The sequence below is a fragment of the Paenibacillus sp. FSL L8-0708 genome (assembly GCF_038009325.1).
In the GTDB taxonomy this organism is placed as follows: Bacteria; Bacillota; Bacilli; order Paenibacillales; family Paenibacillaceae; genus Paenibacillus_AQ; species Paenibacillus_AQ odorifer.
This window is the reverse complement of the sequence record NZ_JBBPBC010000001.1, coordinates 2,482,324-2,495,953: the sequence shown is the minus strand read 5'-3', so window position 1 is coordinate 2,495,953 and position 13,630 is coordinate 2,482,324. Positions and strand designations below refer to the sequence as shown.

13 protein-coding genes, 2 tRNA genes and 1 pseudogene are annotated in these 13,630 nt (G+C 43.4%); 4 read left to right on the top strand and 12 right to left on the bottom strand.

The annotated features are described in order from the left end of the window. Positions 1–97: 97 nt before the first annotated feature. Entirely contained in the window at positions 98–1,303 is a 1,206-nt protein-coding gene (locus NYE58_RS11775; protein ID WP_340393866.1) for an MFS transporter, read from the bottom strand. A gap of 192 nt (positions 1,304–1,495) precedes the next feature. Here NYE58_RS11775 and NYE58_RS11770 point away from each other — a divergent pair, with 192 nt between their 5' ends. Beyond that, on the top strand, positions 1,496–2,068 hold the full coding sequence (locus tag NYE58_RS11770) for a TetR/AcrR family transcriptional regulator (protein ID WP_076276409.1): 573 nt from the start codon (positions 1,496–1,498) through the stop codon (positions 2,066–2,068). A 266-nt stretch (positions 2,069–2,334) separates the two neighbouring features. On the opposite strand, the gene NYE58_RS11765 is transcribed toward NYE58_RS11770, so the two are convergent. The 6 genes and pseudogenes from NYE58_RS11765 to NYE58_RS11740 all read right to left on the bottom strand — a co-directional run bounded on the left by NYE58_RS11765 (position 2,335) and on the right by NYE58_RS11740 (position 8,132). Then, positions 2,335–3,692 (bottom strand): IS3 family transposase gene (locus tag NYE58_RS11765; RefSeq protein WP_143766079.1). Its coding sequence is split into 2 segments (ribosomal slippage): positions 2,335–3,239 and positions 3,239–3,692, totalling 1,359 coding nucleotides; the frame shifts between segments, so codons are not numbered across the junction. 103 nt (positions 3,693–3,795) lie between these two features. Continuing rightward, the gene (locus NYE58_RS11760) at positions 3,796–4,077 is read right to left on the bottom strand and encodes a hypothetical protein (RefSeq protein WP_256718965.1); all 282 of its coding nucleotides are present in this window, start codon (positions 4,075–4,077) and stop codon (positions 3,796–3,798) included. 75 nt (positions 4,078–4,152) lie between these two features. Next, positions 4,153–4,392: pseudogene (locus NYE58_RS11755) on the bottom strand (IS1595 family transposase); the annotation flags it as partial. 45 nt (positions 4,393–4,437) lie between these two features. Beyond that, positions 4,438–6,372 carry an insertion element protein gene (locus tag NYE58_RS11750; protein WP_341001936.1) on the bottom strand — a complete coding sequence of 645 codons (1,935 nt, stop codon included), beginning with the start codon at positions 6,370–6,372 and terminating at the stop codon, positions 4,438–4,440. A 4-nt stretch (positions 6,373–6,376) separates the two neighbouring features. Beyond that, positions 6,377–6,634, bottom strand: a complete 258-nt coding sequence (locus tag NYE58_RS11745; RefSeq protein WP_076220685.1) for a hypothetical protein — start codon at positions 6,632–6,634, stop codon at positions 6,377–6,379. 619 nt (positions 6,635–7,253) lie between these two features. Then, entirely contained in the window at positions 7,254–8,132 is an 879-nt protein-coding gene (locus NYE58_RS11740) for an SDR family NAD(P)-dependent oxidoreductase (RefSeq protein WP_076276411.1), read from the bottom strand. Between the two features lie 165 nt (positions 8,133–8,297). Here NYE58_RS11740 and NYE58_RS11735 point away from each other — a divergent pair, with 165 nt between their 5' ends. Together NYE58_RS11735 and NYE58_RS37470 are read left to right on the top strand one after the other, a co-directional pair. Further along, complete coding sequence (locus NYE58_RS11735) at positions 8,298–8,756, top strand: MarR family winged helix-turn-helix transcriptional regulator (protein ID WP_076191189.1); 459 nt, start codon at positions 8,298–8,300, stop codon at positions 8,754–8,756. Positions 8,757–8,830: 74 nt separating this feature from the next. Beyond that, positions 8,831–8,896 carry a putative holin-like toxin gene (locus NYE58_RS37470; RefSeq protein WP_367946865.1) on the top strand — a complete coding sequence of 22 codons (66 nt, stop codon included), beginning with the start codon at positions 8,831–8,833 and terminating at the stop codon, positions 8,894–8,896. Positions 8,897–9,143: 247 nt separating this feature from the next. Here the strand turns inward: NYE58_RS37470 and ltrA are convergent, their stop codons facing one another. From ltrA to NYE58_RS11715, 4 genes are all read right to left on the bottom strand, one after another. Continuing rightward, positions 9,144–10,406 carry a group II intron reverse transcriptase/maturase gene (gene ltrA, locus NYE58_RS11730; RefSeq protein WP_036681916.1) on the bottom strand — a complete coding sequence of 421 codons (1,263 nt, stop codon included), beginning with the start codon at positions 10,404–10,406 and terminating at the stop codon, positions 9,144–9,146. 601 nt (positions 10,407–11,007) lie between these two features. Beyond that, a tRNA-Lys gene (locus tag NYE58_RS11725) sits at positions 11,008–11,080 on the bottom strand. 10 nt (positions 11,081–11,090) lie between these two features. Continuing rightward, a tRNA-Ala gene (locus NYE58_RS11720) sits at positions 11,091–11,166 on the bottom strand. A 930-nt stretch (positions 11,167–12,096) separates the two neighbouring features. After that, positions 12,097–12,378, bottom strand: a complete 282-nt coding sequence (locus NYE58_RS11715) for a hypothetical protein (protein ID WP_341001934.1) — start codon at positions 12,376–12,378, stop codon at positions 12,097–12,099. A gap of 148 nt (positions 12,379–12,526) precedes the next feature. On the opposite strand from NYE58_RS11715, the gene NYE58_RS11710 reads away from it, so the two are divergent. After that, positions 12,527–12,880: a hypothetical protein gene (locus NYE58_RS11710; RefSeq protein ID WP_341001933.1), complete on the top strand. Its 354-nt coding sequence runs from the start codon at positions 12,527–12,529 to the stop codon at positions 12,878–12,880. A gap of 182 nt (positions 12,881–13,062) precedes the next feature. Here NYE58_RS11710 and NYE58_RS11705 read toward each other — a convergent pair whose 3' ends face one another. Then, positions 13,063–13,596: a hypothetical protein gene (locus NYE58_RS11705; RefSeq protein WP_341001932.1), complete on the bottom strand. Its 534-nt coding sequence runs from the start codon at positions 13,594–13,596 to the stop codon at positions 13,063–13,065. Between the last annotated feature and the right edge of the window lie 34 nt (positions 13,597–13,630).

Sequence of the window (13,630 nt, the reverse complement as noted above, 5' to 3'; positions counted from 1 at the left end):
TATCAAGCGTTATTACCTCAAAAAGAAATAGACCGCCCTAACCAAAGGTAGCGGTCTATTCTGCCGTAAACCCAACCCCCACACTTAAAGCAAGGCTTTATTCAACAGCTTTAGTTGATCTTTTTTCAGTGAAAAAGTAAACCAAAGCCAATAGCGGCAGGATCACTCCGATGAGTGAAGCGAAGGTCCATCCCCCATAGGCATAAGCCCAACCACCCAAAGATGATCCAACGGCTCCACCCACGAAGAAAATCGCCATAAAGATCCCATTAAGACGTCCCCTCGCTTCACTTCCCAATGAATAAATCACACGCTGTCCGAGTACAAGATTTCCGGATACGGCCATATCCAATGTAATCGCGGAAATAAAGAGCAGAACGAGAGCAAAAGTTGAGTGGCTATGGAAAAGATGAATTAGTAAAAAAGACAAGGTGGCTATGATCATGGCCAGTCCGGTTAACCATTTGCTCCAACCTTTATCTGCCAGTCTTCCAGCAATCGGCGCGGCTACAGCCCCACCAACACCTACTAAAGCAAACCAAGCGATACCTTGCTGCGACATTCCAAAATCATCCGCCAACCGCAACGGAACCACCGTCCAAAAGAGACTAAAAGCTCCAAATAAACAAGCTTGATATAAGGCACGTCGCCGCAATATAGGCGTTTGTTTTAAAAGGGTGCCTAAAGAGACAATTAATTTACCATAGCTTACCGAAGGTGCAGGTTTACGTTGAGGAAGAAATCGCGACAGAAGAATGGCTAACAACGTGATAACGACCGCTGAAAAAATAAACACGGCTTGCCATCCCCAGATGCTGGTGATAAAGCTTGCCACGGGCCGGGCAAACATAATACCAAGTAAAAGTCCACTCATAACATTACCAACCACACGCCCACGCTGCTCTTCAGACGCTAAATAGGTGGCATAAGGCACCAGGATTTGAGCTACCACAGAACCGGTTCCTATAAACAAAGATGCTGTCAGGAACAAAGGCGCATTAGCTGCGAAGGCTGCAACCAGCAATGCACCGACTGCAACCATTAACGTGATTATCGTGAGACGCCGATTCTCAACAATGTCACTCAGCGGCACGATAAATAACAAACCTACAACATAACCGATTTGAGTTAAAGTGACGATCAAGCCTGCGGCTGTAGAAGAAAGTCCTGTCGAGACACTGATAGGTCCGACAAGGGTTTGAGCATAATAAAGATTGGCCACGATAAGCCCGCATGCCGCTGCTAACATAAACATCATCCAACTTGAAATGTGGTTCTCTTTCGCCGCTTGTTCTTTTTGCATGTGAATCCTCCTCAGATGGTCATAATATTTTAAATACTATACGTTCAGTTCACTAATTCATGTTTAAATAATATACTGAACGTATCGTTTTGTAAATAGGCGATGGTCATTTATTTTCCCGGATTTTTTTAGTATACTGAACGTATAGTTTATATTTTGATTGGAGACAGATTAACGAAAGGGTGATTTCAGATGGAGAGTAAACGAGGACGTCCGCGTAATGTTGAGACGGAGAAGTCTATTCTTTCCGCTTCCTATGATTTGTTATTGGAAAATGGTTTTGGAGCAGTTACGGTGGAAAAAATAGCGGATCGTGCCAAGGTCAGCAAAGCTACGATATATAAATGGTGGCCTAACAAGGCTGCCGTGGTGATGGATGGATTCCTATCCTCCGCTGCGGACAGACTGCCCGTACCTGACACAGGTTCAGTATTCGATGATATTCTCATGCATGCAACGAACTTATCCCGGTTCCTGATTAGTCGAGAGGGTAAAATCATTACGGAGATCATTGGAGAAGGACAGATGGATTCAGGCTTGGCGGAAGCTTATCGGACCCGATATTTCCAGCCTCGTCGGCTTGAGGCACGGCTGCTTATGGAACGGGGTGTTCAGCGCGGGGAATTGAAGGATACTCTCGATATTGAAGTTGTTACCGATCTTATTTACGGGCCGATATTCTACCGCTTGCTGGTGACCGGCCAACCCATAGACGATGCTTATGTGCAGCAGTTGGTGAGATACGCTTTTGAAGGAATACGGTAACTAACGGTAACGGTAAAATAGACCGCCCTCTCTCACAAGTAACCCGTTCCGTTTTGAGGTGCAAAAACCGATTTGACAGGTCAAATGACTAATAAAGTGACAGCTTAAATACAATAAAACGTCGTGAAGAGCGGTAACATTCCCCGTTCAAATCGACGTCTTTTTGTATCTTTTGATTAGGCTACGTTAAAGTTTATTGTTGATTTTCGACAAAAAGAAAACCGCCTCCTAATGAAGTGACCCCTTAAAGTTAGACAGGTATATAATTAAGCGACTTGTTGGGCTTGAGTTCGGTACTGTACCGGACTCAGGCCTTTTAGTTTTGCCTTAATTCGCTTGTTGTTGTAATAATCGATGTATTTTGATAGCTCTTGTTTGAAATGTGTGATACTTTCGAATTCCTTTAAATATAGAAATTCAGATTTCATGATACCAAAGAAGTTCTCAATGACGGCGTTGTCGTAGCAATTACCTTTACGGGACATACTTTGCTTGATATCTCGTTCTTCAAGGGCATGACGATACTGCTTCATCTGATAGTGCCAGCCTTGGTCAGAATGAATAAGGAGGTTATCTTCATCAGTTAATCGTCGGAATGCTTGATCTAACATCGTTGAAACAAGCGAGTAGACCGGCCTTGAACCGATTGTATACGTAATAATCTCACCATTATATAGATCTAGAATTGGAGATAAGTACAACTTTTCTCCAAATAATTTAAACTCTGTAATATCCGTAACCCACTTCTCATTTGGATTCTCAGCGTGGAAGTTACGTTCTAATATGTTCGGTGCGAGTTTGCCAATCGTCCCTTTATAGGAACGATATTTCTTCATACGTACCACACACTTTAAACCCAATACCTTCATCAAGCGTTGTACCTTTTTATGATTCACATGGTGTCCTCGATTCACTAACTCGTCACGAATACGACGATAACCATAACGACCCTCATGCTCCTCGTAAATCGCTTGAATAACGTCTTTTAGCTCCTTATCTCTATCGGGCATACCAAACGTTTTCACCACGAAATAATACGTACTACGAGGGATATCTGCTAGCTGCAGGAGTGCTTTCACCGAAAATTCGTTCCTTAGTTCATAGACTACTCGTGCTTTGTCTTGTTTGGTGATTTTTCCTTGTTTTGAACTAAGGCATTCAACTTTTTTAAATATGCATTTTCCATTCTCAAACGCTCTACCTCTGCTTGTAATGCCTCAACAGACCCTTCTTTTAACGTTTGAATCTTTCGTTTATTAGGTTCTTTTTTCATGGATGGACGCCCCTTCTTCTTTGGTTGTAGGGCGTCCATTCCATGTAACTCTAAGCTTCTATGCCAGCTTAAAATGGTACTATGACTCGCAATATTAAATATCGCAGCCGTTTCTCTAACAGACGTCCCGAATTCGTTCATATAATTAAGTACGTCTAGTTTAATCTGTGCTGGATATGATGTATAGCCCTTTTTAAATGCTTCTTCACCATGATGCTCATATTGACTAATCCAGTTTGAAAAGACAGAATGGTGAATCCCGATTGATTTTGCAATGGTTTTCAAGCTCTCGGATCCCTTTTTATAACGCATAATAGCTTGGATTTTTTCGTCTGTACTGTACCTGGTCATAAAAAAACTGCACCTCCAAATGTTAGTTGTGTCTAACAATTGGGGTGCAGTTCATAATAAAGCGGTTTACCAATTTATCGCACCTAATTATTGGCTATTGTAATTATTGTTTGGAGGATTTTAAAATAGAATTCTGTTTTTCCCAGTCAGAGGAACCAACTTTTTGCCAATAATCACCAGTTTGCTTATCGAAAATGATAAAGTAATCACTTACTATCGTGATGAATTCATATCTGTTTTGTACGTCTTGTGTTGAAGTTTGCTTACTCGGCGTATCAACATATTCAACGTGTTTTGTTTCTAAAGATTGTGATATAAACCATGAGCTTAAAAGAAGACATATACCTAAAAATATTATTGATAAAAATTGAAAATTTTTACTCACAACACACCTCCCTAATAATGCTATACGTAATTCAAGAACAAAAAGATGTTTCCCTAAGTGTGGTATTTGTCTCATTTACAGTAAACAAGCACGAGATAACGAGCATATTATTCTTATTCGACGTTGTGTTTTCATATTCCTTGTTATCTAAATAACGAAACCAAGCCAAGTAATGTTGCATATACTTGGTTGATATACCATTAAAATAGTCAAGCCAACGATTTAAACGTCTATGATAGTTATTAACATTTTGAATGTGTTAACCCCTTTAACACGTTGGTTTCCATCCCGCTTGAAGCGGTAATGGGATAAGCCTCATATATATCAATTATCAACAATAAGTTTTAACAGAGTTTTTGATTACGAAAAGTAGATAATATCCTTGATTTCATACTTTCGTCCAGCAATACCGAGACGCTGTGCTGGCGTTAAGGGGACTTTGTCCTTCGTTTTGTATGGCATACAAAAATTGTAGAAGGTGCGAAGGATCGTAATTGCCATTTGAGCATATTTGGGATTGAAATTGGCGTAGATATAACTTTTTCCGTCGCCTCTGGTGGTCACCAAAGGACGTTCTAAAATGCTGAGACGCCTGCGCGCCATTTGAATAAAGGCATTCGTGGCATGGTCGCTAACTTGCAGTACCATCTGTACGAGTTGCTCAGGTTCATATGCCGACAAATCGGTCAAAGCATCCACTGTAAACCAGCCTTTATCTCTCGTCGGCAACGGATGTGGAAACGAGCGCTTCGCCCACCTGCGGTAGAGATTCCCTTCGACAACGATTTCTTCATCAAAACGGTGGACTTCAAATTTTTCTTTTAAGTACAGATAGGCCAATTGGCTAATGGTATCTGCTGAGACTCCGCTGCTTAGCGCCCATGCCTGTAAATCCGCCTTCCCCTCTTGAAACTCCCGAAAGGCTTGCGCTCTGGTTTTGGTCCGATCCATCTTGCATAGAAAATGATGTGCTTCGCCGATTCGCACTTCCCTTTGAAAAGCGCGGTATAATGCGGTGGAAATCGAAGAATCTTCATCGGTCACAAAACGCCATTCTTTGGCGTTAATCTTCTGTTTGAGCAGCCAAAACTGCGCAAATGTCGTATAGGTGGAATTGACATGAAGTCCGTCAATGTAGGCTTTCCGACGTTCAAACGTTTTGAATTCGTTCACATACTCTTCGGTGGTTTGTAAATCCAGGGATGTAGGGGGCTGCGGAGCAAAGGAAAATCGCAGGCGTGCATTTTTACGTGAAGATTCATCCAGATGATCATCTTTATACAACAAGGTGTCTCTTTCGATGTCGGTTAACGAAATGTCCCAGTCATAGGCTAAATCCGAAGCAAACACGTAGTGGGAATGTACATCTGCGCTTACGACAATATGAGTTTGCATGAGGTTATCTTCGAGGTTATCGTAGCGATACTTGCCATGTCCTTTTTTTCGAACGTTGTTCAAGTGATACAGAATTTTATCAGTGTTGATCCAGATCCTTTTAAAGGTCTTATCCTGCAATGGCTTCGCTTCATGCTTCTCTAGAAATTCTAGACACCGTTTATAGAGCAGTTCCAACTTTGCGTAGTAGGTACTGGAGCCGATTTCTAAAATCTCGCAGGTGCGCTTTACAGGCGTTCTAGCGGTTAAGTTTTTAGCAAACATATACAGCACTTCGTTTCGCTGCTGGTGGTAGTTAAATGATCTCCGTTGATCGGGAAGAACGTTCGTTAACTTCAGACAGGTCTTGCATTGCCACTTCTGCGAGTTACTACTGCTTGTCCCCCGTTTATAAAAGGACTTTGGTTGTTTGAGTGGGGTTAGCGCTGCATTTAAGCATGCTTCGCGATGAAAAACATACGTCTCGTCGATGTTTTGTACGCTGTTTTGGGTCACCAAACGTTTGATTTCTTCTACGGCTGCCCAGTTTGACAAGGTCACGCTGTTACACCCCCACGTCAAATAGCCCGTACGTGGCAGTGGTTCTTCTGCATTACAAACGATTCGCTGGTCTTTTTCTTTGGGATTTCCTTTTAAACGATAACGATAAATCGGTTTTCTTGTTGATTTTCCAATGATGGTTTGCGGCATGCCAAACCACCGACAAAAAGGGTTGGTGCATGTATTGAGTTGAATGGAAAAGGTCTTTCCCTTCCACACAAAAGAAGTGGGATCGTACAGTCTGCGATACTTTTTAGCAAATTGCATGGGCGCTAACTGAGGGTAGTCGCTTTTTCGCTGTTCCAATTCTTCCACACTAGGTAAAGGAACATCCACCAAGTTGTCCCTAAGCGTAGCCAATCGCTTAATTTTCCCCACTTGCGCTCTCCTTTACGGCTTCTTCTGGAAAGAGCTGCTTTGCAATTCGAGTGTTCCGCCGCTTCTTCTGAATCCATGCGATAAAGTCGGGATCATCCAAAATATTCAGTAAAAAGGTATCGACCACCTCGTCTTCACTGAAGCCTGTATATTCGGCATAAAATTTGACGGTGTGTTTGGTTCGATCGGATACCTCCCAGATGGTTTTATTGACCGTTTTTTCTTTCGGTTTAATAAATTTCATTTGCCTTATCCCTCCAAACACTGATATTATGATTTTAATAATATTAAACCGATAATGAAAATAAAACAATAACAATTGACACAGAAATTGACAGCTTTATTGACTTATGAATTGACACAGAAATTGACGTCATTTTTAAATTGTAATGAATTCATTACAATTAAATATCCCTTACCTATTTATTAGCCAATTTTCGAGAAATATTCACTACAAACGTTGATATAACAACAAAAATGGAGTGCCAAAACTGTTGCCAGTTTGCACTCCATTTGCTATGTCATTTCTATGTTTTTCACCTCAAAATGGAACGGGATACTCTCACAAGGGATCGGTCTATTTCTGATCGTAGTACTATAAAATGTCGGACTGGCGGAATGTTGAGATACAACGGACCGAGGTGCTCTTATTTTCTCATTATGGGGCGTTTTCCCAAGCTATCGGACTCCTACGCACTTATTTAGTCTTTTCAAAACAAAATACTGCTACTGGAGAGGAAATAAGTGCGCTACGGTCCGATCACTCGACTAATTTCACTAAATAAAGAAAATAAGAGCTATACAGTCCGCAGGATCATGAATGGGTGATTCGAACGGACATGAGGTTAGTTTCACTAATTAAATCAGTTTCCAAAGAAACCTTTCTGCTGCAAAATGTCTTGCGTATCGTTCCATAATTTATTTTCCATTACCTTATCTCCTCCCGGTTGTACGGGTACAATGGGATTGCCTGTCCCAACGTTAAAATATCCCCCACTGCTCTCTTGATACTTAGGATCGGTCATTAAACGAATAATGATCTCCGCTCCTTTACGAGGATCGCCAATACGAAAGAAATTCAATAAGTGCTTAAGCATCGAAGAAAACCAAAGTTCACGCCCGAGACCTGTAACGTTAAAGCCCGGATTCAATGCATGAACGCGAATTCCCGTTCCCGCCCAGCGGCGTGCAAGCTCACTGGTAAACATAATGTTTAGCAGTTTGGTTTTCCCATAAATCTCAGAAGATCCTCTGGAAGTAAAAGAAGCTGTATTGAGCAAATCTTCTGGCAACTTTAGTACTCCATGCCGGCGTGAAGCTTCCGAAGCAACATTTATAATTTTTGCATTTCCTGCTGCTCTCAAAGAACGTTCTAAGGTTTGCGTCAATAACCATGGTGCAAAATAGTTCACAGCCATCATTTCTGAGAATCCATCGGCAGTTATCCGCTGTTCAAACCCATGAAGCCCTGCGTTATTTATTAACACGTCTATCTTCGGAAAAACACTAGATATTTCTTGTCCTAACCTAGTGACATCCCTCATTGAAGATAAATCTCCGTAGAAAAAACTAATTTCGGCTGCTGGTACGCTCTCCTTTATCATTTTTTCAGTTACTTCCGAACGGGTTTTACTCCTTGCAGTTAGAACAAGATGGGCACCCTGCTTTGCCATTTCAAGTGCAACGAGTTGTCCCAAACCGCTTGTAGCTCCAGTAATTACAATAATCGGCTTTGTCATCATCTACATTCTCCTTTATATCAGGAATTCATCAGGGGCAATTTCATTTTGACAGCGTATTGTCCAAATCATATAATTGATATATATCAACTATATGTTGATGATTGACATATGTCAACTAAATAGATGTATGACAACTTTAAAATACAAGGGTAGGTGGTTAAAACAATGAATACTGAACGTAAAGACACGTTGAGAGGACAATTAGAACTGAAGCTAGGTGGACAAATTAGTGCTCTCATTAGCGCTTCGCATGCCCTAAATGTCAGAACTGCTGCCGCTTTCGATTCATCTATACAGCCTGCTGCTTTCCATATAGTCCGTTGGCTGTACTCTTATGGACCAACAAGCGCCTCTGTGTTGGCAGAATCAACGGCTATGGATCGTAGTTCAGTCAGCCGTCTCATCAAGCAACTCGAAAATTTGGGTTATGTTAGAAGAGAAGACTCTCCTAATGATCGTCGAGCCATCCTTCTTACACTCACTGAACTTGGACGACAAAAAACCTTTGATGCGCTGCAGGATAAGGAATTCATATTTTATGAGCGCATAGCTCAATGGGATAATCAACAGCTTGAAACCTTTATTCAAATGCTTCAGGAGTTTAATGGATTTAATGATAATTAATAAATGGGAACAAAAAAAGAAACAGCATCTTGCTGTTTCTTTAGATATGGATTGTCTGTAATTGGAGCCAGCAATTGTCATTGATGTTCATGTTCGGCATGTTCATTATTGCACTGCTCAACTACCTCAAAAAGAAATAGACCGCCCTCTCGCAAAGGAATGCGGTCTATTTCCTGACTAAACTTCCGAAGCCGCCGCCCTTAAAAGCGGCTATTGCACTGGGAGTCGTGTTTCCGCACGACTCTCTTTGCATTGTACGTTTTATCTACCCAAACTATACCACGATCAAAACCAAATAAAAAGTCACTCTTCCCCAAATCGAGTAGGAGGGGGCGGCTAGCCCCCGACCTCTCACACCACCGTACGTACCGTTCGATATACGGCGGTTCATGAAATATTCCGTAAGGAGTTGTATCTGTCCAATACACTCTTTAATCCATTGGCTTCCCAATATTGGTTATTCAATGCATGTTGTAGAATTGGACTCCCTGCAATTCGCCAATACCCTTTTCGGGTATTTCCCCACTCATAGGCTTTATCCTTAGGTACCCCTAAGGATATAAGTCTTTTGACTTTGGTTCTAGGGGTCTTCCACTGCTTCCAGAGGCACATTCGTAGCCTTCTTCGTATCCATTTATCCATATCTCGAAAGGTACTTGGGGTATCCGCCAGCGAGAAATAACCGCACCATCCCATGAGGTAGTGGTTTAGTTCCTTGATTCGCTCTTCCATCTTCATCGATCTCTTTCGAGAGGATATCTCCTGTATTCGAACCTTGACTCTCTGTAAGGACTGCTTCGCAATTCTCACCTTTGGTTCTTTGTCCACACTAAAACTAAATCCTAGAAACTTTCGTTTCCAGGGACGGTCTACCGCGCTCTTTACTTGGTTCACCTTCAGCTTTAGCCTCGTCTCGATGAATCGGGTGACCGTTGTCTTGACTCTCTCTCCTGCTCTTAGCGTTTTCACGTAAATATTGCAATCATCCGCATAACGAACGAAGCGGTGCCCACGTTTCTCGAGTTCTTTGTCGAGCTCATCTAGGACAATGTTAGATAATAACGGACTCAGTGGACCGCCTTGCGGGGCACCTTCCGTTGTCGGGGTTACTAACCCGTTCTCCATCACACCTGACTGAAGATATTTGCGGATAAGCAGGAGAACTTTCTTGTCCTCCACTTTCTCCGAAATCTTCATCATCAGTCGGTCATGGTTGACGCGATCAAAGAATTTCTCCAAGTCTAGGTCGACTACGAATCGATATCCTTCTTTCATAAAGGTTCGAGCTTTCCTCACCGCATCATGCCCTCGTCTTTTCGGACGGAATCCATAGCTATGGTCGGAAAACTCTGGATCAAACAATGGAGTTAACACCTGCGCGATTGCTTGTTGAATCATTCGATCTGTCACGGTAGGTATTCCTAGTAACCTAACACCTCCGCCACCGGGTTTCGGGATTTCGACTCGGCGCACGGGGCTCGGTTCATAGGTTCCTTCTTCTATGGCATGCCGCAAGGTCTGCCAGTTTTGTACGATGTGTTCTCGTAAGGATTTTACGGACATCCCATCTACGCCATGACTTCCTTTATTCGCTTCAACACGCTTTAAGGCTTGCAGAAGATTTTCCCGTGATAGCAGTTGCTCCAACATTTTTTTTTAACCTCTCTTTACGTGATTTATACCTTCCATTTGTGCCAAAGATGAACTCCGCCCTGCTGAAGACCCCCACGGGATTCACCGTTTCCTTCTTCAGTCAGGTCCTTTCGGATTTTTTTTTTCTGCATTCATCGCTCATCTTGAACGCCTGGATGTATAAATCCTATTCCATGTTCAGCCCTTCCGCAGCTGTTGCAACAGCTTGCGTACTATGGCGTCTGCTGACTTCTGTGCACTCAGCCTACTCTCACAAGTAGGGTTACGAAGTATACTCGCCTATCACACAGATCTCCCCAGGTAAGAACGCTATCTTCCTCTCCATCTATCTGCTTCATTTACTCTCGTACGCCTTTGGCAGTATGGACTTTGGTTTGTTGTGCAACCTCATCCAGCCTACGTTAGCCTTGTATGAAGTTCGTATTCCTCAGACCGGAGATTTGCCGCTGGCTTCCTTCAGATTCCACCTCGCGGTGGACACCCTTGCCTTAAGCTAATGGCTACTACTGCCTTCGCCATTCGGGACTTCAACCCTATAGATAGCGCCCATGCTGGGCGCACACAACAAAGAAACGGCATTTCTGCCGTTTCTTTAGGATGGACTCTCAGGGGCTCGAACCCTGGACAAATAGATTAAGAGTCTACTGCTCTACCAACTGAGCTAAGAGTCCATATGATGTTTGGTGGAGCCAAGGGGGATCGAACCCCTGACCTCATCGCTGCCAGCGATGCGCTCTCCCAGCTGAGCTATGGCCCCGCGAATTACTCCGTCAAGTCGACGGTCAGTCAACGTACAACCCGCTCGTACCAACGGTTTCTAGCGTCCTGCAAATCCGCTCGTTTTCTTTCCGCTCAATTAATATACCACACGGGAGCGCATCGCTGCAACTATTTTTTGCGTATATCTGCGATTTTATTTTTATGCTGCTGAGAAACGTTGATGTAGCGCCGTTCTTCGTTCACGTACGTCTCCTAGACGGATATGCGCTCAGCGCATCGCTGCTTAACGTAAAAAGCGTAGCCTTAACGGATGTTACACCCCGAGTTAAAAAATGATTTGCGGATTTTGCGGCGTCCTGATGTCGCTTACTTTAAGTAGGCCGTTGGGGTAATTTTAGCGCGGTGAAGCGTAGGATAATCGTAATGTATATGGTATACATTTTCCGTAGCGCATCGCTGATTGCTAACCGCTCCGCTAAATCGCCGCAAACCCGCGCCCCGCCTACGTTTGTCCATCCGTTGCATAAACGCACCCTATACGCTGCATATACATTTCCAGTGGTCGGACTCCGCAAACCGCGTAACCGTAAGGAATGGCGCAGTTATCACGTTCCTAGCGCTGGCAATTTATACACGGAGTCCGATTGCGTATATACATGCGTTTATGCAGCGGAGTGAACCGGATTTACGCGACCCCCGAAAATTTCAGAGGGGCCGTCCGTCCGGAGCCCCGTGCAGGTGAAACGCGCTATAGTCGCGAAAAGTCGAAATAATCCGAAGGTTTCCGCAACCCCCACGCGTACGAAATAACGTCTTAACGTATAGAATCGGGACGCTTTATGTCCCGTTATATCCTACGTATAATCCCCGCTTATCTCCGTCACGCTTACGTTTACGCGCGATTACGTTATCTTCCGTTTCGTTGTGAATCAATCCGACGCAAGGTTACACGCGCGAATTTCGTACTCTACATGAATCCGCAATCTATAAACAGGCGCTCGATTCCGTCAACGGTCGTAGGCAACGGTCTGCGCTTTATACGTGGACGCCGCGCTTCCATCTTCCTACGCATCTCCTTATCGAAGTCCTTACGTAAGCGCCAGCGGTATAGTGTACGCCTATCTATCGTACAGGCCCGCGCTATATCGTCGAGGTTAGGCGTAGGCACTGTCGTAAGTAACTCTATCGCTATATAATGCCGTTCGTCCAGCGGTGGACGTGCGCGCTTCTTACGCTTCTTATACGTCATTCTATCCCCTTCGGTAATAGAAATAGACCGCACAAAGGCACGGTATGTGTATGAGCAGCGGATTCGGATAATTTCTTCAAAAACTTCGTCCTCCTTTTAGTTTATACATATGGTATAATTTAACTATCATTACTGGAGGTGTAGATGTATGAGTGAATTCGTAAGTAAGGTTGAGGAAATCGTTCAAAAGCACGATTCTGATAAAGAAGAAGCAGCTAAAAACAAAAGACTTAAACAAGAAAGAGAGGCCGCTGTTCATCCGGCAATAATCAACGCTATGAATGAGTTGTTCAACAATAGCACTCTGGTGACAAACTACAAAGATGTTCTCAGACTTACTCCTAATACTGATATATACAGACTAGAGATTGCAGGATACGTTGTTAATTTGCATAAAGCGACTATATTAGCAAGTATTCACAAAAACCCTAATCTGGATTTAGAAAAGTTCATTAGAGACGCTATTTTGTCGGAATTAGAGCACATGGATCTTCCTTTTTAGATTACATAACTGGCGGCTTATCCCGAACCTTATTATTTCAACTGTTCTCGGTACTTACTGCCCTAATAGCGCTGTCTCTTAATATAAGGGGAGGCGCTATCTTTGTGTCTAAAGTACTTCCGTAAGCAAATAAGACCACCCGGAGGCGGCCGTAGTATGGTTCACGCTGAACTAGCGTATATTTATTCGCCGAGCTGCGCCTTAAGCTGCGCGATTTCTGTTTCGGTAAACTCAACGCGTTTATTCAAATCAGCGATATAGTTTTTGCGAGCCTCTTGGTCTGCTGCGCTTGTTAGGTCGGCCACAGTAGTTTCCGCCTGTTGGATCGCTTCTTTGAGAACTTGAACGCGGGATTCTGCCGATGCTAATCTTTCCCGGAGTTTATCAGCGTTAGCGCTTGCCTTTGTCGTTTCTTTCGGCTTTTCAACCGTTGTATCAGTCTCGGGTATTGCGGCTGGCTTCTCCGTTTCCTTATTCTCCAATATTATCGTCTTCCCTTCTACCGTCAGCCCCGTTCCGGTCGCTTCGGACATTGTGCGCACTGGTACGTAAGCTGATCCGTTTATAATAGCAGCGTCCGCAATCTTCTTTCCGTCTTGCTTTATCGTATACAGTCCGGTAACTTTAGCGCCGATTAACGACGAGCTCGCTGCGAATCCTATTGAACCACCAAGTAACAACGCCGCCGCTACTATCCCTACTATTTTCTTCTTCATATGTACGAACCCCCTAAGTATAGTGTTCTTCCAA